Source organism: Brevibacillus sp. FIR094, assembly GCF_050477165.1.
Lineage (GTDB): Bacteria > Bacillota > Bacilli > Brevibacillales > Brevibacillaceae > Brevibacillus.
In genome coordinates, this window is record NZ_JBEAES010000008.1 from 197,723 (window position 1) to 219,556 (window position 21,834).

General features: G+C 49.4%; 15 protein-coding genes. All 15 read right to left on the reverse strand.

Annotated elements, in window-relative coordinates; all coding sequences use genetic code 11:
- Position 1: 1 nt before the first annotated feature.
- Positions 2 to 2,185, reverse strand: a complete 2,184-nt coding sequence (locus ACQ5DJ_RS09215; protein WP_429842177.1) for a polysaccharide pyruvyl transferase family protein — start codon at positions 2,183 to 2,185, stop codon at positions 2 to 4.
- 4 nt (positions 2,186 to 2,189) lie between these two features.
- Complete coding sequence (locus ACQ5DJ_RS09220) at positions 2,190 to 2,897, reverse strand: glycosyltransferase family 2 protein (RefSeq protein WP_429842178.1); 708 nt, start codon at positions 2,895 to 2,897, stop codon at positions 2,190 to 2,192.
- 46 nt (positions 2,898 to 2,943) lie between these two features.
- Positions 2,944 to 4,326: a glycosyltransferase family 2 protein gene (locus ACQ5DJ_RS09225; protein ID WP_429842179.1), complete on the reverse strand. Its 1,383-nt coding sequence runs from the start codon at positions 4,324 to 4,326 to the stop codon at positions 2,944 to 2,946.
- Between the two features lie 125 nt (positions 4,327 to 4,451).
- Positions 4,452 to 4,649, reverse strand: a complete 198-nt coding sequence (locus ACQ5DJ_RS09230; protein ID WP_429842180.1) for a hypothetical protein — start codon at positions 4,647 to 4,649, stop codon at positions 4,452 to 4,454.
- Positions 4,650 to 4,663: 14 nt separating this feature from the next.
- Positions 4,664 to 5,038, reverse strand: a complete 375-nt coding sequence (locus ACQ5DJ_RS09235) for a DUF2642 domain-containing protein (protein WP_429842181.1) — start codon at positions 5,036 to 5,038, stop codon at positions 4,664 to 4,666.
- Between the two features lie 225 nt (positions 5,039 to 5,263).
- A complete protein-coding gene (locus ACQ5DJ_RS09240) occupies positions 5,264 to 6,253 on the reverse strand; it encodes an aromatic acid exporter family protein (protein WP_429842210.1) in 990 nt (329 codons plus the stop codon).
- Between the two features lie 252 nt (positions 6,254 to 6,505).
- On the reverse strand, positions 6,506 to 8,197 hold the full coding sequence (locus ACQ5DJ_RS09245; RefSeq protein ID WP_429842182.1) for a YcdB/YcdC domain-containing protein: 1,692 nt from the start codon (positions 8,195 to 8,197) through the stop codon (positions 6,506 to 6,508).
- Between the two features lie 121 nt (positions 8,198 to 8,318).
- Positions 8,319 to 9,071, reverse strand: coding sequence for a hydrogen peroxide-dependent heme synthase (gene hemQ / locus ACQ5DJ_RS09250; protein ID WP_017252188.1), 753 nt, complete (start codon positions 9,069 to 9,071; stop codon positions 8,319 to 8,321).
- Positions 9,072 to 9,192: 121 nt separating this feature from the next.
- Positions 9,193 to 9,957 carry a glucosamine-6-phosphate deaminase gene (gene nagB / locus ACQ5DJ_RS09255; RefSeq protein ID WP_429842183.1) on the reverse strand — a complete coding sequence of 255 codons (765 nt, stop codon included), beginning with the start codon at positions 9,955 to 9,957 and terminating at the stop codon, positions 9,193 to 9,195.
- 203 nt (positions 9,958 to 10,160) lie between these two features.
- Positions 10,161 to 11,054, reverse strand: coding sequence for a MurR/RpiR family transcriptional regulator (locus ACQ5DJ_RS09260; protein ID WP_429842184.1), 894 nt, complete (start codon positions 11,052 to 11,054; stop codon positions 10,161 to 10,163).
- 145 nt (positions 11,055 to 11,199) lie between these two features.
- Complete coding sequence (locus ACQ5DJ_RS09265; protein WP_429842185.1) at positions 11,200 to 17,754, reverse strand: carboxypeptidase regulatory-like domain-containing protein; 6,555 nt, start codon at positions 17,752 to 17,754, stop codon at positions 11,200 to 11,202.
- Positions 17,755 to 17,911: 157 nt separating this feature from the next.
- Positions 17,912 to 18,277 (reverse strand): YisL family protein, encoded by a 366-nt coding sequence (locus ACQ5DJ_RS09270; protein ID WP_429842187.1) that lies wholly within the window; start codon positions 18,275 to 18,277, stop codon positions 17,912 to 17,914.
- A gap of 153 nt (positions 18,278 to 18,430) precedes the next feature.
- A complete protein-coding gene (locus tag ACQ5DJ_RS09275) occupies positions 18,431 to 19,435 on the reverse strand; it encodes a proline racemase family protein (protein WP_429842188.1) in 1,005 nt (334 codons plus the stop codon).
- 43 nt (positions 19,436 to 19,478) lie between these two features.
- Positions 19,479 to 20,918 (reverse strand): aldehyde dehydrogenase family protein, encoded by a 1,440-nt coding sequence (locus ACQ5DJ_RS09280; protein WP_429842189.1) that lies wholly within the window; start codon positions 20,916 to 20,918, stop codon positions 19,479 to 19,481.
- A gap of 13 nt (positions 20,919 to 20,931) precedes the next feature.
- Positions 20,932 to 21,816, reverse strand: coding sequence for a dihydrodipicolinate synthase family protein (locus ACQ5DJ_RS09285; protein ID WP_392429036.1), 885 nt, complete (start codon positions 21,814 to 21,816; stop codon positions 20,932 to 20,934).
- Positions 21,817 to 21,834: the final 18 nt, after the last annotated feature.

A 21,834-nucleotide genomic window follows, 5' to 3' on the forward strand; every position in this document is an offset into this window, starting at 1 on the left:
TTTACAACAGACCTTGGATAAACGGCTGCTCTAAATTCTCCATCATCTTTTTTTGACTGGCCGCTATTTTTGCTGCGATCTGCTCCCTGCGTGAGATAGCTTCCCAGGTACAAATGAGAATTCGTTCAGCTAAAAGTGGCTCATCTGTGGAGACAATGAGCTCCGGTAAATCCAAGGAGTATGCGAAGTCGATGCTTTTGATGCGATACGCTAAGCAGACGAATGGAACTCCGGCAGCAGCACTCAGCACATTGGCATGCAGCTTAAAGTTGATCGTCGCCTGAAAACCTTTCATCAGCTCCAGCATTTTTGAATGGTCGTGTAGCTCCAAGTCGAGGATCGTATGCGTTGGATCGCCGATTTTTTTGTGCAGTCTTTTTATGGCTTCCCGATCCGGTCCCCACATCGTCAGCAAATGGATATCGTAGCCTAACTTAATGAGCCTCTTGGCTGCATACACCAGTGCATCCTCTACGGCGTCCTCGTTTTTCCCATAGATGCGATTATAGGATGTCCCCCAGTTGATCCCAATGGTTAATCGCTTGCTTTTGTCTACCTCTGCTGCTGATGGTGCAGGAAGGAGCAGCATTCCCGGATCTCCGCTGATCCATGCTTTGTCGCCTACTCCCGCTTGTTGGAGATATTGAAGAGTAACCGGTCCTCGTACACCAAAGAACGTAGCGTGCTCCGCGATTTTTTGCAGCGTCTGGCACATCTTTTCATTGTCTGTCATGAACTTCGTCGTTAATATGCCTGAGGAATCGAGCTGCACCTTATCCTGTGAATCGAATCCGCTCCCCCAGATCCATAGCCGCTTTTTCTGTTCTACTGCACGATAGGCTACATCCACGTAACCGGGAACAAGAAGCGAACCTCCCCCCAAAACGACGGTGTCATATTCGCTTAAATCGTTGAGGTCAACCCCCGGCAGCGAAGGAATCACCTTGTATTTTGCTGGGTCGAGATATTTGCGAGACAAATCGTGAAAGGCATGCCACATTAACTCGTCACCCAAATTTTTGAACCCTAGCCAACCTACGTACAAGACTTTTTTCATATTCGTCTGACCTCCCCCATTCTTGACTTGAGCGTAGATGGTTAGCAAGGAGGCACATTTCTGCGTGATATGAAAATTGGATTGGACCCACGCTCTTCCTAGACCTCCTATTTCCTTCAGCTCACTCCGGTTACGGCACGCTTGACGCAGAGCACTGTCGATCAACTGAGGAGATGGCTTCTGCACAGAGGAGTGGTCACCGAAGTAACAGTCCCAAGCCAAATCGTAAGACGAAGGCGCGACCAAACCGACGTAGCCATGATTTCCGATCGCAAGCACAGGCTTTCCGCACGCCATCGCTTCGAGTGCGACCCTGCCTGTTCCAATCACCAAATCACTGATTGTGTAATAAGGTCGGACATCGGTTTGCTCTCCCACAATGTGGATATAGGGCTGCCCTGCTGCTTTATTCAACGCTTTTGCCAGCTCATGTACATGAATGGACTGGGCACCCGAACCCACCACCACGATATGCAGGTTGGGGATTTCACTGCGCAACGTTTTGGTTGCTCGCAACACCATGTTGCACACCGTCGCTTTTTGCCAAGCCAGCCTGCTGACATACGTAACCACTGTGGCATCAGAAGGCAAGGAAGGCAGCTTCACCATTTTTGCAGAGTCAGGACGGAAATCTTCCACATCAATCCCATTGGAAATGAGTGTGGTTTTCACCCCTAGCTTTTCCCAAAATAGTTGGACAGGTTTACTCACACTGATGACAGCGGAACAGAGCTGCGCCACTTTAATCGCTTCATCCTTTGGATAGTACGTGCCATGCAAGGTAAAAACGACGGGTATGCCCAACTGATTAGCGGCAGTAGCGGCGAGTAAGCCTGAAGGAGTCTGATGCACATGGACGATGCTAATGCCATGCTTCTTCATAACCCCCTGATAACTCTCGATCAAATGCTGCCTGCGTGCCGAGAGGGGTTCCCGTGCCGATTCGATTCGTTCAACCAAAAAACCTGCATCAACAAACGCTTGATAGAGAGGGCCGTTCCCACCCGCATAAAACAGTTGGACGCCCTTTTTTTTCAACGCTTTGCCTATGCTGAGAACATGTGTCTCGGTTCCGCCTGTCCCTAAGTTATCTAGCACCATCAAGATGCGTTCATTACTGCTATTCAAATTTTCACACCCCCTTTTTCCGATAATATTGCGCTGAACGCTGCTCAGCGTGGATTCGGTAATAGTACAACGCTTCTGCGATATTGTTGACGTCTGCTCGCGCATTCAAGACTTTGGCGATAAATTCGTAGTCTTCTGCACCATCGATCCGACGAGTCGGGCCACCAACCTGATCAAACAAGCGCCCCCGAAACATACAGGTTCCGTGACAGACACAGTGTCCGCCGTTCCCATATACCTTGCGAATGTCATCGCCGTACCTGATCCATGTTGCTAGCTCCTTTTTTTCCGGGTGATCGGACGAAAATGCGTAATAATTCGTACCGACCAAATCAATCTGGGGATGACTTTTTAAATACTCAACCTGCCGCGAAAGGCGCAGGACATGAGAGAAATCATCCGAATCCTGATTCGCGATGAACTCACCTCGGCTCATGTAGTGCCCGAGGTTGATGGCACCCGCAAAGCCAACATTGCGAGGGAGCGCATGAATCAGTACCTGATTGTCTTCCGGAAAAAACCTTTCATTTTGTTCCAGCCACTCTCTGGCGACTTCTACTGATTGATCCGTCGAAGCATCATCAATCAGGACAATTTCCCAATTCTCATAGGTTTGCTGTAGGATACTGTCCAGACACTCTCGTATATAAGCAGCCCTGTTAAAATTCGTAATAACGACACTAACGAGACCCTCTATTCGCTGTTTTGCCAATTTCATTCCCTCCTTCCAGTTTTCTTGTTTTCACATCGCATCCTCGCTACCGTCCTTTCGCCAAGAACTGCAAGGCTTCCACGTGGTCACCCGCAATCTGTTCGACGGCAGGGGGCATTCCGGAACTGGCGAAGTGTTTATCTGGACGGAGTCGGTTGGAAGTGAAGCTGTTCACCTGATGAACCAATTCCATCTTTACACCTGCCTGTGCGTATACTGCTTGTGCTTTAGGCGGGCAAAGCAGTATGTCCCACCCGAGCGGAGCAACCACTTCCCTGCGTAAGGCAAAGGGGACGGTCACCATAGACCCGATCCCCAAATCCTTTCGATTCAAAGCCAAGTTGAGAGCTTGGCGACAAGCCACAAAAACGTTGTCTGCGCTAGGCTGATTCAAAAAAGCAGAAACATCATTCAACGCAACATCCACACCGCACTCGCATGCGAGAACAAATGGGTACAGATCATGCGCGGTCATGATCACATCCGCATCGACAAACAGCAGGATGTCGCCTTTCGCCAGACTTGCTCCAATTGCTCGTCCTGTGTCTACGCCCAATGCATATGGGAACTCTACGGTCGTCGCGCCGCATTCACGGGCAAGCTGTGCTGTTTGATCTACCGAGGCATTGACAACCACTATAATTTCAACTGGCTCCAGCCGAAGAACTTCACGGATCACTTGCTGGATTGTCGCTGCCTCGTTAAGAGCTGGAATGATCACGGATACCGTTTTCCCACTGTAAAGAGTTGTTTGTCGCAAGGGCCATTTCCCTACCTGCGTAACAGGCATATCACTGTTTTTACCGACCACTTTCTCTGCTATATCTCTTCGCCTGCCTCCATCGGACAGTCCGCAACGAAAAGGAAGACGCGAGACGAGATCAAGCTGTTCGGCAATCACCAGCATTTCATACATGGAAAGCTCTTTGAGCAACGAACCGTGAAGCTGTGGCAAAAACATCATTTCTTCCGTTCCCGTTCCAATCGTTTGCGTGGTAATTAACAGGCCGCTCTTAAGCGCCCGCTTGTGCGCTTGTGCGGGCTGTGCCAACTGTTCCACTCCGATTTTGGAAAGTGCCTCTCTGGTCATCGCGTGAGGTGTGTCCAGCAAGGAAGCTTCACGCAGGTCAGAACGACCGAAGAGGTTATTTACCAGCAGGGAAAAACTGTGGATGGGCCGTGGTTTTGTCATCCTCCTGTTCCGCGTATCATGCTGGGGCAAAACGACCTGTGCCTTTCCATATAAAATCGGGAACAAGAAGCGCTGCAATCCAGACAGCGTATCGATTTGCTCTTCGCCGAGAAAAAGCAGGACACTCCCTCTCGCATGCTTCGCAGCCTCTCTCCTCCATGAAAATAGATTCTCAGCATCCACTGCAGGAACGACGCGAATACCAGAGCCAAGCTCCAGTGCCCTTTTCGAAATCACGATGATCTCCAGAGGTGCAAGCTGTTTACATATGGCCATCAACTTTGACAGATGAGCTGTCCCATGCATGGCAGGAATGAGAATGGAGAGGGGCGTTGTGCCCCTTCTCCCTTGCTGCCTCACCATTAGACAACACGCACATACGTGATGCGGTCGAGTTGAAATACGACTGTTTGACCGCCGCCATAGCCTGGCTCACTTGCTGCACGCACGGTTAATGTTGAATTAGTCACGCCGAGCAACGCACCGGAAACCACATCGAATCCAGTTACGACTTGTACACTATCGCCTATAAACGTTCTCAATTTCTGTACATAGTTCATTTATCTTCTCCTCCTTACACCTCTTGAACAGAGTTAATTTGCGCGAAACGAATCAGCACACGTGTACCGCCTGACTCTATGATTTCAGCATAGTCCCGGCCAACCTCATCCAGGACGCCTGTGACACTCCCTGCATCTGTTCCCAGCTCAACGGTTTCATGCAAATAACGCAGCAGCACTTTTCGAAAAGAATCACGTCGCAAATCACTGTGGTTTTCTTGCAGAAATGCGGCGAACTCATCTGCATACAGCTCTTTGCGAAGCGAATTGCGAATGGCTTCTTCCTTGTCATTAGCGTGTTCTTCGTCTGATTGCTCCTTGCCCCAGACGAGACGTCGCAGCCCTTGAAAATACTCTTTCAACTCTTTTTCATTCACAATTAATTTCATCTGGTCACTCTCATCTCCTTGATCCTACTCTTTTGATTTATTTTCGCCGCTTGTACACGGTATACAAGTAAGTTCAAAAACGTACTAGGACAACGGTGCAATTTTTTGATTTTAATGAAAAGTTCACGGAATTTTTATCAAAAAACAAAAAAAGACTGCGAAAAGTATTCGCAGCCCTTCCTTCGATATTCTACAACTCTTTCATTGTTACGTACGGTTGCCTGCCTAACTCTTTGCCGCCTGAGCCTTTTCGTCCCTATTTTTGCCTAGCTCATGTTTGATAAACAAATAGCTCTCAATCTCTCGAAGGAGATAGAACAGCGAGGCACGCGTCTCGAATTCCTCTCGCGTTCGTGGTAAATCTGCTGCCTTGATCTCCTCTTGCATCACGCGCAGTTGGTCGATAAAGCGGTAGGCGGTATTGCCCGGGTGCACCGAGGCGCTGATTCGCTCGAGAAAATCTGCGATTCGATGGCTCTCTTTTACCTGATGATCCAAGGAAGAGACGATCGGCATCATGCGTTCCAACAGCTCGAACTGCTTTTGTCGCATCACAAAATACTCGTAGTACGAATCGTTACGACGGCCCAATCGATTGCCAACATCTCGCGAGGCTAAACGAATCGCCGTTTCCAATACCCCTGTCGTCTCAATCAATTCTTTCCCGTCCCAATCACTTTCCCCGTGACGCAAGTAGTAGCAGAACTCCCGCAAGATTTTGCTGAACAGCTTCTCCACCTTTACTTGCATCCCTTTTAGCTCTTTATCGAGACTCGGCATGTACAGATTGACCAATAGGGCTACGCCAACACCAATGACGAGCAAAGCAACCTCGTTCAGCAGGAGCATCCCGTCGATTCTCTTGGAAGAATACAGATGCATGAGCACAACCATGCTGTTGACGAAGCCTTCCTGAATGCCAAATCGCACCGCGAGCGGCAAGAAAAGCAAAATGAAAAGGAGAATGGCAAGCGGTGTATAGCCCATAAGAGAAAACAGGCAGACACCGATTCCCAGCCCCAATAGACTGGCCAGAATCCGATTCCACGCCGTCTGAAACGATTGCTTGACTGTCACCTGAATACACAAGATCGTAATGATCCCCGCAGAAGAAGCATACATCAAGCCTAGCTGCTGGGCGATCAGAATCGAGATAGCCGTTCCAATGGCTGTTTTTAACGTACGATAACCAATTGTAAACTTGAGAAAGCCCAGTCTTGTTCCCCTCCGCTGTCAAAAATGCTTAGCTGTTTCATCTCACTATACTGTAACAAAAAGTGCCGGGGAACCAAAGACAAGGTTTCGTTAATTTTCGCAGGTGTAGCTATCCTGATTAATCCCGGTTTCGTTGGTCGTAGATCATTGTCAGCAGTCAGCGATTTGAGCGCTGGTAATCTCTTTTTCTGGCCCAAGCCCACCCTCTATGACTGACATCCATCCTATTCGTACAGCGAAATCAAGTGCTGCCTACTTCGCATCACTGTCACGTGGCTCCGGCTTTTTTTGTGCCTCGCGGAAGTTGTACCACTCACCAGAATCTGCTTTGACCACACCTTCATCTCCTATGTAATGATAGACGAGTAACGGTTCAGGTTGTTTATCAGATTTCATCTCTGGAAGCGACAGATAATAGGTAAGCTGCAGTTTATTATTCTCTTGCACAGTTTTTTTCGCCACTTGTACATCGATGAATTTTGCTATTTTTTCGTAAACCTTTTCATCTTCCCATTCTATATATTTGTTCATGGTCTCTGCTTCGCCTGTCTCCAGATTCACATCGACTAGGATTCCTGCATTTTCAATTGGAATACCATCGCGCAAGATACCGAATTGAACCTCATACATCTGTCCCATTTCCCAATATGACTTCAGCGTTTCCTCAGATGGTTCTTCTTCTATCAAATAAATTTCGCCTAGTTGATCAGCCAAAAGCGTTTGTACCAGCTTAATTGCACTTTCTTCTGCTTGTTTCCAGGTGATCATCATTTTTTTAGAGGCTTCATTCAAACTACTTTCATATTTCACCGCGTACTGGAGTAAATCTCCCCGATCATTCATTCTCAGTCTCACTAGTTTGTTATCGTTATTTCCCTCTCCTTGTTGTACTGCGAAGTCGAATCTCCAATTGTTTATCGTAACACCATTCAGACCTTCTTTCCTTCCCCTGCTGCTTATTCCATCCGAACGATAGTTATCAGTAAATCTTTTCATGTATTGTTCAGCGACTTTTTGCGCTTCATCCGCGGTGATCAGCTTTTTTTCGGATGACTTTTTCGAGAGGGAAGTTCCCAATGGTTTGATTTTCTTCTCACTAGCAGCCATCCCGTATTTATTCAGGATTTTCCCTGTAGTTGCCTCTACCAATTGCGGGTCCTCGTCCTGGAACGAGTAAACGAGCTGATTAGAGGGTAGGTCCTGCTGATATTTGTTCGTAATCCAGCCTAAATTCTTGTAAAGTAGGGACGGACTCGCTTCTTCCTCCCATTTTTTCGCGGCTTCTGCTGAATTCATCACCTTGGAAGCGTCAGGCAGCTTGCCGTCAAACCATTCACGACGAAATCGAATCACGTCCCCATTACTGCCTACAGTCAAAAGATAGCCATTATGCAGAAAAGGAATTCCGTTTTCCACCCGCGTAAATCGGATGTTTCTTTCCTGTCCATTGAAATAGTCGGTGGTTTCCGGAGTACGAAACTCATTCGGCTTGGATAAACGACTCCGTTCTTCATCGGTCGTCACTTTATCAAGAAATTGTGTTGCCACTTCGATTGCCTGTTGTTCTAACAACTCGGTTTTACTGCTTCCCTCTTTACTTCCTTCCAAAAAATCGTACCTAAGTAATTGCCCTGAAACAGCATCAAGTCTCAGAATAATCCTTCCACCCTTGGTTGTCTCCCAACTGAGATTCCAAAACGCTTTCCCCATAAGAATGTAATCTTCTTTTTGATCTATCAACATTGCCTCTTCAAGCTTGTAATCTTCAGGGATCGTCACCCACTTCTGGGCTTGCTTGATTGCTTCATCTTGTGAAAGTGTCTTCTCGGCAGCATGTACGACTGGCGTCAGACTTCCTCCCCCTACTGAAGCAAATACACTTGTCATCAAAATGGAAGATGTCACGCCGAGTGAAAGTCCCCAAGATGTAGTACGTTTTAACACAATTCAACCTCTCCTCTCCAATTCCAAACAACCTAATTTTACCATTTTTGAATAACATAGGCTCACATAAAAAAATCCGCCAATGCGACTATCTCGCACAGCGGATTTTTTGGGATGTTGATTATACTTCCAGCTTTTTGGCCAGTGTTTCTACGTTCAATACGTTTCCTACGAGGAAGTTTCCGAATTCACCGAAGCGCGCACTCACTTCGTCAAAGCGCATTTCGTAAACGATATGCTTGAATTCCAGCGGATCGTTGGCAAAGAGGGTAACGCCCCACTCCCAATCGTCGAAACCAACGGAGCCACCGATGATTTGCTTCACGCGACCAGCGTAGGAGCGACCGATCAAGCCGTGGGAGCGCATCATTTCTTGGCGCTCCTGCATGGAGAGCATGTACCAGTTGTCTTGCAGATCACGCTTTTTGTTCATTGGATAGAAGCAGATATGCTCCCATTTTGGCAGGATCGGATAGAGGCGGTCGCGCACGTGCGGATTCGCTTTTGGATCTTCACCTGGATTATGTACATAGTTGCTCAGCTCTACTACGGATACATACGAATAAGGAGCTTCTGTATAGGCAGCAAAGCGGGTTTTATTGAACGCTGTTTTGATCTCATCGAGTTCTTGCATGGTTGGACGCAGGAACATGAACACGAGGTCTGCTTTGTGTCCGAGGATGGAGTAGACAGCTGTGCTTCCTTGGTTCTCGCCCTCATTCGCTTCCCATGTGCGGATCAATGTATTCAGCTCGTCCAACGCTTCTTGGCGTTCTGCTGCGGACGCTGCTTTCCACTTTTCCCAATTGATGGTGCGGAAATTATGATACGTATACCAACCTTCTAATGTAAGCAACGCTTCGTTTGCGCTCATTCTAAATCAGCTCCTTTGAAAAATCTGGTGACCTTCTTGCAACATTCCCAGTATAGCATAAGGAACAAGTGCGTATTCGGAACAGATTGGTGAACAAGAAAAATGAAAACCAAGCGGTGCATTAGCTGCCGCTTGGTTTCGTTCCTGCCAGTACGGAGGTTGTCAACTTGCTCGCTGCTCCCTGATCCACAATGACTGTTACATTCGGATGCAATTGCAATAAGGAAGCGGGTACATCTGCCGTAGGCTCATCCTCCAGCATCAATCGCACTGCCTCTGCCTTTGCCTCTCCACTTGCGAGAAGTACGACTTTTTTAGTGCCAAGAATCGTCTTAATCCCCATGGAAACGGCCTGAGTCGGAACCTGGTCCACACTATCAAAATAGCGGGCATTTGCTTCAATCGTACTGTCAGTGAGCTGGACCACGCGTGTCAATGACTCGGCTGGGGAGCCTGGCTCGTTGAAGCCAATATGGCCGTTATTGCCAATCCCAAGCACCTGGATGTCGATCCCGCCTGCTATACGAATTGCTTCCTCATAGCGTGCACACTCTGCCAAATGATCTGTCGTATTCCCCACTGGCACATGTGTTTTCTCCGCAGGAATGTTGATGTGATCGAACAAGTTTTCTTGCATATACGAGCGATAGCTTTGCGGATGCGTCGATGAAAGTCCGACGTATTCATCCAGATTAAAGCTGCTCGCTTGCGAAAAATCGATGCTCTCCGCTTCCGACAGCTTGATCAGCTCACGGTACATCCCTACTGGCGTGCCTCCGGTTGCAAGGCCAAAGACGGTCTTCGGATTTGCCTTTACTTCGCTTACGAGCATTTCAGCAGCTTTTCTGCTGAGCTCCGCGTAATCTTTCACGATCATGAGCTTCATTTCCAACCACTCCTATCCAATATAAGATAAATTCAAAAAGTCGTCTTTTCAGCATCGAGAAAGTGGCGAGAACCTGAAGAAGGAGGAGCGGAGTGTAGGTAAACTACATGAGCACCGGACTTCGAAGGTGAACGCCAATTTCGAAGTCGAATAAGCTCCCAGAACTACTCCATGATCAAAAGACGACTTTTTGAACTACCTTTTTAATATTTTCTCTCCAGTACAGCCTTCGCTGTTCTCTCTTTATATAAAAGGGCCTTTTCCTTGTTACGCATCGTTATTGTGGTACTAATCACATCCAGAACATGCAGCTGTGCAATTTTCGCTGCGAGAGAGCCTCCCTGCAACGGACCTTCTTGTGCCGCGGTCAGAAGCGTAATGTCCGCTACATTCGTAATCGGTGAGCGTCGATAGTGCGTCAGGCAAATACAAGTTGCGCCTGACTGCTTGGCGACTTTCAATGAATCAATGGTGTCTTTCGTACTGCCTGATACAGACAACCCGATCGCGACATCCTCTGGTCCCAATGTTGCTGCAGCCATCGCTTGCAGATGTGATTCATTAAAAGCGTCCACTCGAAGCCCGATCCGCAAGAACGTGTACTTGGCATCCTGGGCTGTTACCGCTGACGTACCTACTCCGTAAAAATGGATCGTGCTTGCTTTTTGCAAAAGGTCTACACAGCGCTCCAGCTGTTCGAGCTGAAATAAGGCTGAGGTATCCCCAATCGCCTGTTGATTGGTTGCGGTTACTTTGTGCGTGATGATATCCAGCGAATCGTCTTCTCCTACTTCGCCATGCAAGTTTTTTACTGGATTGACCAATTCTTGCGCCAATGCCAGCTTGAATTCCTGATAGCCATGGAAGCCTATTTTCCTGCAAAATCGCAAAACGGTCGTCTCACCCACTCCCGCCTTTTCGGCAAGGTCAATCACCGATGAATAAATCACGCTGTCTGTCTGCTGTAAGACGATGTGGGCAACCTTTTGCTCCGATTTCGTAAAGGAGGGAAGAAGACTCTGAATATGCAAAAGCGTATTTGTCTTCATGATGGTAGCTGTCAATGGATGGGACAGCTCCTCCTGCTGTTTCACCATATGGCTCGCTCCCCCTTGCATAAAAGTCAGGATTTTCACAGTTGTTTTTACCCAAAACAAAATAGCTGTATTTCTACAGCTATTATATCAAAAAAGGAGTTATCCGCCATATTTTTTATTTTTAGTGGAGTAATTCTCCAGAACATCAAAATGGAGTAAACAAAATGGTCGGACATGTTGCTACCTGTAAAGATCCGCTCATTGCTGCTGGAAGCAGAACCAGATCGAGCGTCGCGATTTCCCCCGCGCCTAGCGTCACTGTTCCTCTCGCTTCTCCGCTTCCCATCGCATTCGCAACAACCAAGTAGGTGCCAGGATCAAGCTCAGTCACCTTGTACCTGCCGAAGCTGTCTGTTTGGACCACCACAGTTCTTCTAATTGGTTGATTCACCGTTTGCACATACACAGTCGCTCCAGCAACTGGCACCCCAGTCAAACCGGATCGGACCGTTCCTTGTATCGTACCCGTTTGCGAAAGACGGATGATGATAAAGGTTGTCTGGTTCGGCAAAACGATCGCTTCTGCCTGACCGGTACCAATGCCCGGGATGGTCCCGATAACGGTATACGTCCCCGGAGCCACATTGACAAAATGGAAGGTTCCATCCGGCTCAGCCAGAATATTTTGCAGACGAATCTGGTTTGAATTGAATAACGATAATTGAATATTGTTTCCACTGGCTTGGGTTCCGTCCGGCAAGAGAACAATCCCGGATATCGTTCCGACGATTGGCAATAGCTCGACTGTCGCTACGGTCGTCTGCCCACCTGCGACCGTAACTGTACTGTAATGTGTACCGAAGCCATCTGCGCTTGCGATGACATTGTACACTCCAGCCGTCAAGCCATTCACTTGGAATTGCCCACTCTGGTTCGTAACGGTGTTGGCAACAAACAAGCCATTAGAAAACAACTGAATCGCAACAGCTGCCCCTGTGATCGGGAGTCCCGTCAACTGATTGGTCACCTGTCCGAAGATGTTGCCTGGCAGAGGAGACATCTTCAGAATGACTCCGCTAAGTGTCTGTCCAGCAGTCACGATGATGCTTTGCGTTGCCGCTGCGTAGTTGTCTCCACTTGCGCTTATGAAATACGTTCCTGGCGGCAGATTACCAACAGCGAAGTTGCCTAGGTCATCTGTAATCGCACTACCGAACAATGTCCCGTGTGAATCCTTCACTTGTATCAATGCATTGGGAACAACTCCTCCACCAGCAACCTGTACCTGACCTGTTACAGCAACTGGAAAAGGGGGAAGCCCCACTTCAATAGTAGTGGTCTGTCCGGAAAAGATCGTCGCACCAACAGGCTGGGTCGCGTAGTTTTGAGCGCTAATCGCAAGCGTATAGGTTAAGGGAGCCAAGCCGTCGATTTTAAACTGACCGAGACCGTCCGTAATCGTCCGAGACAACAAGTTGTTTGTGCCAGGGAAAAAGATCAAAACTTCTGCTCCAACCAGTGGCGTACCATCAAGCGCATCCCTGACAGTGCCCTGCAGAACACCAGGATTCGGGTCCAGTGGGATATTGACTGTAGCTGTTCCCCCAGGTGCTACATCAAAGGAGACACTCTCCCTCTGATAGCTTTCGTTCCTTGCCAAAATGGTGTAATTTCCAGCCACAAATCCATCAATGAAGTATATCCCCTGAGCGTCTGTCTGGGTAGAAAAGAGAATCGTGTTATTGTTGCCCAGCAAGCGGACGAGCGTATTCGGCAATGGCGTGGCGATAACAGCGTCACTAATTTCTCCTGTGACACTTGCAGGTAGATTCGGCAAAGAAAAATCAAGGCCGGTAGTCGCTCCCAATCCGACTATAGCTGTTGAAGCCTCAGCAACGAATCCCGTAGCACTTGCGATCAGTGTATAGCTCCCAGGAGTCAGTCCACTCACCATATACTGACCCTGCGCATTCGTCAGGACAATAGCCAGGATCGTTCCAGACGGACTTCCCTGTCGAACAGTAATGACCGCACCGGCAATCGGCAAGGCCGTATCTTCGTCTCGCACTGTACCAGCTATCCCACCGGGCAACTCGTTTAACGCAAAGCTTAATACGGACGCAGCCCCTGCTTGTATCTGTGCGCCAGCTACATCGCTTGCATATCCAGTTGCATTGACATTGACCGTGTATCCTCCAGGAGCCAGCCTATCAAGCGAAAAGTTACCTGTTGCATCAGTCAATACGGAGCCCACAGCAGCACGGGTGTTGTCGAAGACGATTACCGTTGCGCCAGTGATCGGCAAGCCCGTCTCCAGATCAGTCACAACGCCGGATAGACTGCCGGGATTGGGAACTAATGCCTTCTGAATGTTGGTGGTCATGCCCCCTTGCAAAATAACCGCCTGCGAGACAGATACAAAATTCGGTGCAGAAACTGTTACATTTACGACACCGGGTGGAAGCTTCTCGGCCAAAAAATTGCCTTGATCGTCTGTCAATAATTGAGCAAGCACAACACCATGAGCATCCGTAATGAGCACAGTACTTCCCGGAATCCCGAATCCCGTCATCTGATTGGTCACCACACCCGAGATAGCCGCAGGCAAGTCAGGTAACGTGACGGTCGTTGGAGTTGCGGTATTAGCCGCAACGATCACGCCGATACTTCCTACAGCATAGCCAGGCGCTGACGCGATCACGGTGTAAACACCAGGAGAGACACTCCCAATGAAAAATACACCCGATTCATTCGCGAGCAAGCTCTGTATGACGGCTTGATTGCTATCCATCAGCTTGACGCTGATTTCGCTCCCCGTAACAGGTACACCCAAGCTGTTTATGACACTGCCCACGATGGACCCAGGCAAAGGCAAGAGCGCCACACTAGCCCCCGTGGTTTCTCCGCTGACTACATTGGCCCCTACTGATTGATCTGCATAGCTAGGCGCACTGACCGTGATGGTATAAGCACCAGGCAACAAATGTTGAATCAAATAGCTGCCCGTCTGGTCGGTACTTGCTGTAGCCACTACATTTCCGTTACTTATGGAACGAATCAGTACAACGGCGCCTACAATGAATACCCCGGGATTCGTCGCATCCGTCACCTGTCCACTAATCCCGCCTGCATTCGCCTCAAGGGTAAAGTCTACTCCGGTCTTATTTTCACCAGGTCCAAGCGTAACACCAACCGAGCCTGTAACATATTTAGGGGCACTTGCCACCACGACAAATGATCCAGCAGGCAGGTTGCCAATTGTATAGGCCCCGTTTGAATCCGTATAGCCAAAGCCTATTGTCGTCTCATTCAAATCCAGAATACGGACAACGGCATTGACAATCGGCTGCATCCCCGTGTCTAGCACGGTTCCAGAAATACTGGCCGGATTCGGGGTAAGCGTAAAAGAAACGTTGGCCGTCTGCCCAGGCTGTACGATCGCTCCAACAGATTGAACAGCGTAGCCAGAAGCGGTAGCTGTAAGGATATAAGAGCCGGGTGCGACCCCTGAAAATGAAAAGGCCCCATTCCCATCTGCAATGACAGTACCGATCAACAGGTTATTGATATCAAACAATTGAATGGTGGTTCCCGGTACGACAGGCGCTACTGTCCCGCTAATAAAACCGAAGTCCTGATTGAGCTGAAGCTGGACAGGAGTAGTTGTATTCGCGAGCACAATGGCTCCGACATGATTGGTTTGAAAGCCATCCGCTAAAGCCCTGATAACGTATTGACCTGCTGCCAAGCCCGTGATAACAAAACTTCCTTGACTATCGCTGTATACCGAATGCACGACGGAGCCATTAAAATCGAGAGCATTTACTTGTGCACCGGCAATCGGCTGCTGTGTCCCTGCAGCGAGCACCTGTCCTTGGATCTCACCCGGACTCGCAAACAACGATAAGCTGACAGACGTATTCGTATTCGCCAATACAGTGGCGGAAGCACTGTTCGTTTCATAATTGGTTGCACGAGCGGTAATGGTGTAACCCCCGGGTGCAAGCCCTGTGATCACGTAATTTCCAGACAGATCGCTATTTGCATGGGCGATGATTGCTCCAGCTTGGTTCAACACGCTAACCTCTATCGAAGCACCTGTGATCGGCAGACCCGACGTAGCATCGAAAATCGAACCTGAAATGCTCCCCGGCAAGTCTCCCAGTTGTACATTCACCGTTGTTGTCGTCAATGAGGCGACGATTGCCCCTGTGATCACTGTCGTTTTATCTGGAGCAGATACGATGACAACGTACGCCTGTGGTAGCAAATTAGGTACCACATACTGTCCGTTCCCATCAGTCAATACCGTGGCGACAACAGCACCTGCTGCCGTATTTTCTCTAATGATGACAGTGGCACCCTGAATCGGCTGATTGCCGCTGTCGACCACCTGTCCTGCGATTGAGCCCGGAGAAGCTTGCAGGACAAAAGCAAGGGACCCTATTTCCTGAGGCAGCACAGTTGCCCCCAACACAACAGTGGAATAACCAGAAGCCGAAGCGGTTACGGTATACGTGCCTGGGGCCAAGTGCGGGAAGGAAAAGGTGCCAGCGCTGTCGGTAATGGACTGCGCCACAGGAATAGTTCCCTTCAAAACAATGACAGTGGCATTACCAAGTGGATTGCTTCCTGTGTCCGAGACAGTTCCATTCAATACCCCTGCCAGCTTTTCCAATTGGAGGTCAACCGGTGTAGTAGCTCCAGCAATGATCCCTATCCCGACGGTTTGGCCAGCATATCCCTCTGCAGCAGCCGTAAGAACATAGGTTTCGGGACCTAGCAAAGATAAGGAGTAATCTCCATTCACGTCGGTTAATGTCTCTCCTACAGCAATTCCCGAACGGGTTACCACCTTGATGCTCGCATTTGGAATTCCCTCACCCGTTTGCGCATCGGAAATGGTTCCACTTACCGTTCCAAATGCAGTCGTCAAAGAAAAATTAAGTACCTTGGCATCGCCTGCTTGCAGACTGACTCCAGCTAATTGTGTGGAAAAGCCTGCGGCACTGACACGGATTTGATAAACCCCTTCTGCGAGCTTCGTCAGCAGATACGTACCAGTTCCATCTGTTGTCGTTTCCGTCAGTGTAATACCTGTCTGGTTGAGCACTTCCACCAATGCCCCGGCAATCGGTATGCCACCCGGACCTGTCACCAGACCGGATAGTTGGGCAACGGATGTCGGGAGTACTACATTTTGTGTAGTCGTCTGGGCTCGAATGACATTAATTGCGACTGTTGCTGGCTGGAATGTATCCGCACTGACGGCAAGGGTATAGGCACCCGGCACGACATTGGTAAACGGATAGGTCCCCCCTCCCCCTGTCACAGTCTGATTTACGGTCACGCCCGTCGTATTAATGAGCTTTACCACCGCACCTGAGATGGGTGCCAATCCGGTATCTGTTATCGTCCCATTCACCTGACCCGGACTCGGAGGAAGCAAAATGTCTGCTCTTGTGGTTTGCCCTGCTAAAACGCTCACGAACTGGATTTTGGGGTCATAAGTCGGCGCGGTCACCGAAACAGAATACAGACCAGGAGCCAAGCCAGTAAACGCAAAGGCACCATCTGTGTCTGTTGTCGTCGTTCCGATTAGAACAGGAATCGAATCATACAGCTCAACCTGCGCACCTGCCACAGGCAAGTTCGTGGACTGGTCAAGCACTACGCCAGCAACACTTCCAGCCAAGTTAACCGTGATGACAATATTATCCTGAACAGGAGAAAGCGTCCCGCCAGAAAAACTATCTACGCCAGTGACTGTCGCTGTGTTTAACCGCCGCGTTCCGCCTGGAGAGACCGCGAAAACCCCATTGACCGTAAATGACAAGCTGGCAGTAGAACCAGCGGCCAAATTGCCGATCGTCCAGCTGAGCACCTTCGTGAGGGGATTGTAGATGACAGAGCCAATACTTACTGCGTTTACCATAAAAGCCGTTACCTGATCCAGCTCGATCAAATCGTTGACAACGACTGTCGTTGCCTGACTCTTTCCCGGATTGGTGACACTGATCGATCCCGTCCATTGCGATAGTTGTCCTGTGGTAACGACTATCGGTCCTGTTATTAGCTGCTTGTCGATTACGAGACTGGCCCGTACGTCTCCCGTCGCTATCGTAGTCGTATTGCTCAAGGAATTGACAAAGCTAAAGCCTTCACTGGTCCGCAGAGAGTCCTTGTTGTAATTGTTGTCATTGGTAGAGATAAACGGAAGGAAACGAAGGGAGGTAAGAGAGGTAACACCGATCGTTGAAAAAAACGTAGCAGCGGGCATGACGAGATCAATGAAGTAATCTGGATTGCCACTAAAATTAGAACCATCATTCGTAAGCCGCACACGAGCCGTGTCAAAATTGATAATCGGCGCTTGCCAGTTGGGCGCTCCACTGCCGTTTGTGCCCTCTGCCTGATCCGTCCACGAGTTGAATTCAACAATCGTGTTTTGAATCAACGCAATACGATTGCGCAAGCCTTGCACACCCAACATCCACTGGTATGTGCCAGCCACCCCGGTCGTATTGATCAAATATCCCCAGGCAAAATTTTGAAAGCCTGTTTTCTGTGAATTTCTTGGATCCTCGTTGACTCTCATCCGAAAGTAGAGATTCGTTCCATCATACGCTAAAAATGCAACGGGAAACGTAGCGTTTCCTACCATATCAGCAGAGCCAGGATTTTCATCGTTTGGGACATCTCCGAAAGGACTTCCGCCGAGTGTAAACGGAATGAATTGACTGTCAGAAGGATAGGCCATTTTCCTCACCTCTCCCCTCTAACATATGTACATAGAGTGATATGGCCCCCGCTCTCCCTTTGCTAATTGGCTTGTCCGTGCCCGTCTCAACAAAAAAAGGGCCTTCGCCCGCAAATATTTCTTGCGAGGAAACCCTTTCCTTCCCGTATTGCCTCTCTTACATAAATACGCGATAGCCAAGCAGAATAACCAGCACCAAAACAACAATACAGCCGATGAAGAAGCCAATGCTGCCTTCCTGGCGCTTTGCTTTGCCCAGGGACATTTCCATCAAACCAAAGGCGATAACCGCGATGATGCCCTTCACGTAGTAATAGAAATCTGTTGCGTGACCCACGAAAAGCATCCAAGCTCCCGATACAAGAATGATGACCATCATGAGTCTGAGCAGCATATGTACGATCTTGCCTGCTTTTGCTTTACCCACGCGATACAGGATGTAGGCAACGATCAAGAGCACGAATGCGACTTCCCAGCTACCCACATGCGCTTCCATTAACGCTTTGTACGGCAAAAAATTCAACCCCTTTACTCCTAAATTCAATCTTGTCTATTATACCAGAAGAAGGGGAAAAATGCTGATGTCCCAATGCGTGGCAGTATTGTGACCAGGCTTTATTGGGGAAGAAAAAGAGGCTGCCTGTGATCGGCAACCTCTTTTTTCTAGCAAACGATCCTATCGCAGTAAAAATCCGTCTTTCAGCGGGTCCGTAGGGTCAACGACAAATTGATGCAGACCTGTGATGAACGCCTTGCCTTCTATGCTCGGAATGACCGCCGGATAACTCCCCACCTGTGTGGTTGCTACCACCTTGCCGATAAACTGGCTCCCGACAATTCCTTCATGGACAAGTGATTCTCCGGCTGCCAGTTTGCCTCGCGCATGTAAGGTGGCTACGCGAGCCGCAGTACCTGTACCGCATGGTGAGCGATCAATCTGCTTGTCAGCGAAAATCGTCACGTTGCGCAGGTCTGATCCTTCCACTCTCGGCTTATCCGAGATAATCACCCCATAAATTCCTGTAAGCTCAGGCTCCAATGGATGAACAACCTCCATTTTCGCCTCGATTTGTTCCTTGATTCGCTTGCCCCACTCTTGCAGCTCGGCTAATTGCTCAATTTCTACCTGAACCCCGATATCTTCTGCCTGTACGACTGCATAAAATGCTCCGCCAAAAGAAATGTCCACGGAAAAGGTACGTCCTCCCCACTCAATGGGAACGTCTTGTGCCAAAACAAAGGAGGGGACATTTTCAAACGAGACGGAATGGACCAGCGATTCTTCCATGTTAGCGTGTGCAATGATTCTTCCTGCTGGACTGTCAATCACAATACGCTCTGTTGGATCTTCCAGCCGAAGTAGTCCAGTCTCAATGGCAGCCGTCACAACCGCAATGATTCCATGCCCGCACATTGTACTATAGCCCTCGTTATGCATGAACAGCACGCCAAATGCCGCATCTGGACTGACGGGCTCTGTCATGACACAACCGTACATACCATGATGCCCGCGCGGCTCATACATAAGTACCCGCCGGATATAGTCTAGCTCCTCCCGAAAGTAGCTTCGCTTCTCCAGAATCGTTTTGCCCGCGAGCGGTGGGATGCCGCCTGTTATGATGCGCAGCGGCTCCCCTCCGGTATGGGCCTCGATTGTCGTAAACAACTGATTGATGTGCATGACATCCTCACCTTTTTATGCGATTGGCGAAAAGCTCGATAGATCACCACGCGTATTTGATCGAGCATGTTTTCGTCGTACTGTAGAAATCAAGCGCCGCCTGCCCCTGCTCCCGTGTATGTGAGCTGGACAGCTTCATGCCGCCAAATGGAGCCTGGTATTCCACACCTGCCGTCTCCTGATTGACACGAACCATCCCCGCCTGCGCCACATCCAAGAAGCGATGGGCACTCGCCAAATCTCGGGTGAACAGCGAAGCGCTCAGTCCGTATACAGACTGGTTGCACAGCTCAACTGCCTCGTCAAAACCATCTGCTGTCAAAAGCACGGCCAATGGTCCAAACACTTCCTCCTGAACGAGGCGATGATTGGTAGCGACACCCGCAACAATTTGGGGACGGATGTAATAGCCTTGCTCCTCTTTTGCATAAGCAGGGCTTTGGGCAATGACTGTTGCTTCCTCATTAGCCAATTCGATGTATTGCCCAACCGTCTCATACTGTGCAGCCGAAGCAACTGGTCCCAAATACACTTCCAGATCGCTGGCATCTCCTACCCGGCACGTCTCCATTGCCGATTGCAATCGCTCGACCAGTGGCTGATAGATCGCTTTTTCTACAATGATCCTGCTGGTAGCCGTACATTTTTGACCAGCCGATCGAAACGCGCCACTGAGCAAAATCGGAACTGTTTTATCCAGATCAGCATCAGCCAAAACGACTGCCGCATTTTTTCCGCCCATCTCGGTTTGATATTTGATATTGCGACCGGCGCACGAGATGGCAATCTGTCTGCCTGTTTCAGATGAGCCAGTAAAGCTGACTGCATCGACTTCGGCTTCATTCGTGAGTGTATGGCCGATCTCTCGGCCCTTACCAATCACCAGATTCAGCACACCCGCAGGCAGCTTTGTTTCCGCAAATATTTCCGCTAGTCGTGTCGCTGTGAGCGAACCATTTTCCGCTGGCTTCCAGATGACTGTATTCCCGCAAATGAGTGCAGGAGCGATCTTCCAGATGGGGATCGCAACGGGGAAGTTCCATGGTGTGATGACCGCCACGACTCCGAGCGGGATACGCCGGCTGTATTGCAAAACGTTCGTATCTGAAGAAGGAATCAGGTTGCCGTTGGAACGCATCCCTTCTCCGGCATAATAGCGCAACAGACTGACCCCGCGCGCCACTTCACCGCGCATCTCGCCAAGCTGTTTGCCCATTTCCCGGCTTGCTAGCTGTGCCAAACTGTCTGCATTTGCCTCCAGTACAGCTGCCATTTGAAAAAGGATTTCGCCACGAGCCGCACCCGTTTGTTTTGCCCAGCCGATCTGTGCCACACGAGCTGCCTGTTCAGCGGCAAATACATGTGACCGATCAGACAGGTGCAGAACGCCGACTTCCTCTGTGATACGCGATGGGTTTTTGACCGTTAGTTCCTTCCCTGACGGCGTCATCCATTCGCCGCCAATCCAGTTTTTGCTGTGCATTCTGCCCGTCCCCCTATCGTCCACTTGCAGCGCCGACAGCGTAGTCAAACGCCTTTTTAATGCCCGCGTAGTATTCTTCAGACAGCGGCAGACGCGGTGGACGAGTAGGTCCTACTGGGAAGTCGGCCAGCTCCATCATGTATTTGATTGACTGTACCAATTGTGGACTCGCGTCGTAGTGGAACAACGGCAACAATCGACGATAAAGCGCTTGTGCCTCGGCGAGCTTGCCTGCCCGTGCCAGGCGGAACAGCTCCACGCCTTCTTTTGGCAGTGCATTCGGTACACCTGAGATCCAGCCTGTCGCCCCGATCAAGCCACCCTCCATGACGAGATCGTCTACACCGACCATGACTTCCAAATCCGTCTGTGCGAGAATGTCCTGCATGCGGCGTACGTCTCCGGAGAATTCCTTCACCGCGACGATATTTTCGAACTTCGCCAGTCTTGCCAAAATGTCTGGTGTCAGGTCGATTTTGTAATCATGAGGATTGTTATAGGCGATAATCGGCAAACCGACAGTGTTCAGTGCCTCGTAGTGGGCAAACACTTCATTTTCCAATGGCTTGTAATTAATCGGAGGCAAGGCCATCACGCCTGCTGCTCCCGCATCCTTGGAGAATTGCACCCATTCCACTGCTTGACGGGTAGACGGAGCAGCAGAGCCGACCACGACCGGAACTCTTCCTTTTGCAGCTGCGATCACAGTATGAATGACTTTTGCCCGCTCTTCACCAGTCATCGTCGCGTATTCTCCCAGCGAACCGGATGGAACCAGACCGTCTACGCCCTCCTGAATCAACCAGTCACACAATTCTGTCAAACGTTTGTAATCCACCTCATAATCGTTTGTAAACGGCGTGACAATCGCCACGTACACTCCTTCAAATCTTGCCATTTTCATTCTCCTCTCACA

Coding starts and splice junctions, on each gene's coding strand:
- ACQ5DJ_RS09230 (WP_429842180.1), bottom strand. CDS start 4,649: ATGAACTATGTACAGAAATTGAGAACGTTTATAGGCGATAGTGTACAA.
- ACQ5DJ_RS09235 (WP_429842181.1), bottom strand. CDS start 5,038: ATGAAATTAATTGTGAATGAAAAAGAGTTGAAAGAGTATTTTCAAGGG.
- hemQ (WP_017252188.1), bottom strand. CDS start 9,071: ATGAGCGCAAACGAAGCGTTGCTTACATTAGAAGGTTGGTATACGTAT.
- nagB (WP_429842183.1), bottom strand. CDS start 9,957: ATGAAGCTCATGATCGTGAAAGATTACGCGGAGCTCAGCAGAAAAGCT.
- ACQ5DJ_RS09260 (WP_429842184.1), bottom strand. CDS start 11,054: ATGGTGAAACAGCAGGAGGAGCTGTCCCATCCATTGACAGCTACCATC.
- ACQ5DJ_RS09265 (WP_429842185.1), bottom strand. CDS start 17,754: ATGGCCTATCCTTCTGACAGTCAATTCATTCCGTTTACACTCGGCGGA.
- ACQ5DJ_RS09275 (WP_429842188.1), bottom strand. CDS start 19,435: ATGCACATCAATCAGTTGTTTACGACAATCGAGGCCCATACCGGAGGG.
- ACQ5DJ_RS09280 (WP_429842189.1), bottom strand. CDS start 20,918: ATGCACAGCAAAAACTGGATTGGCGGCGAATGGATGACGCCGTCAGGG.
- ACQ5DJ_RS09285 (WP_392429036.1), bottom strand. CDS start 21,816: ATGGCAAGATTTGAAGGAGTGTACGTGGCGATTGTCACGCCGTTTACA.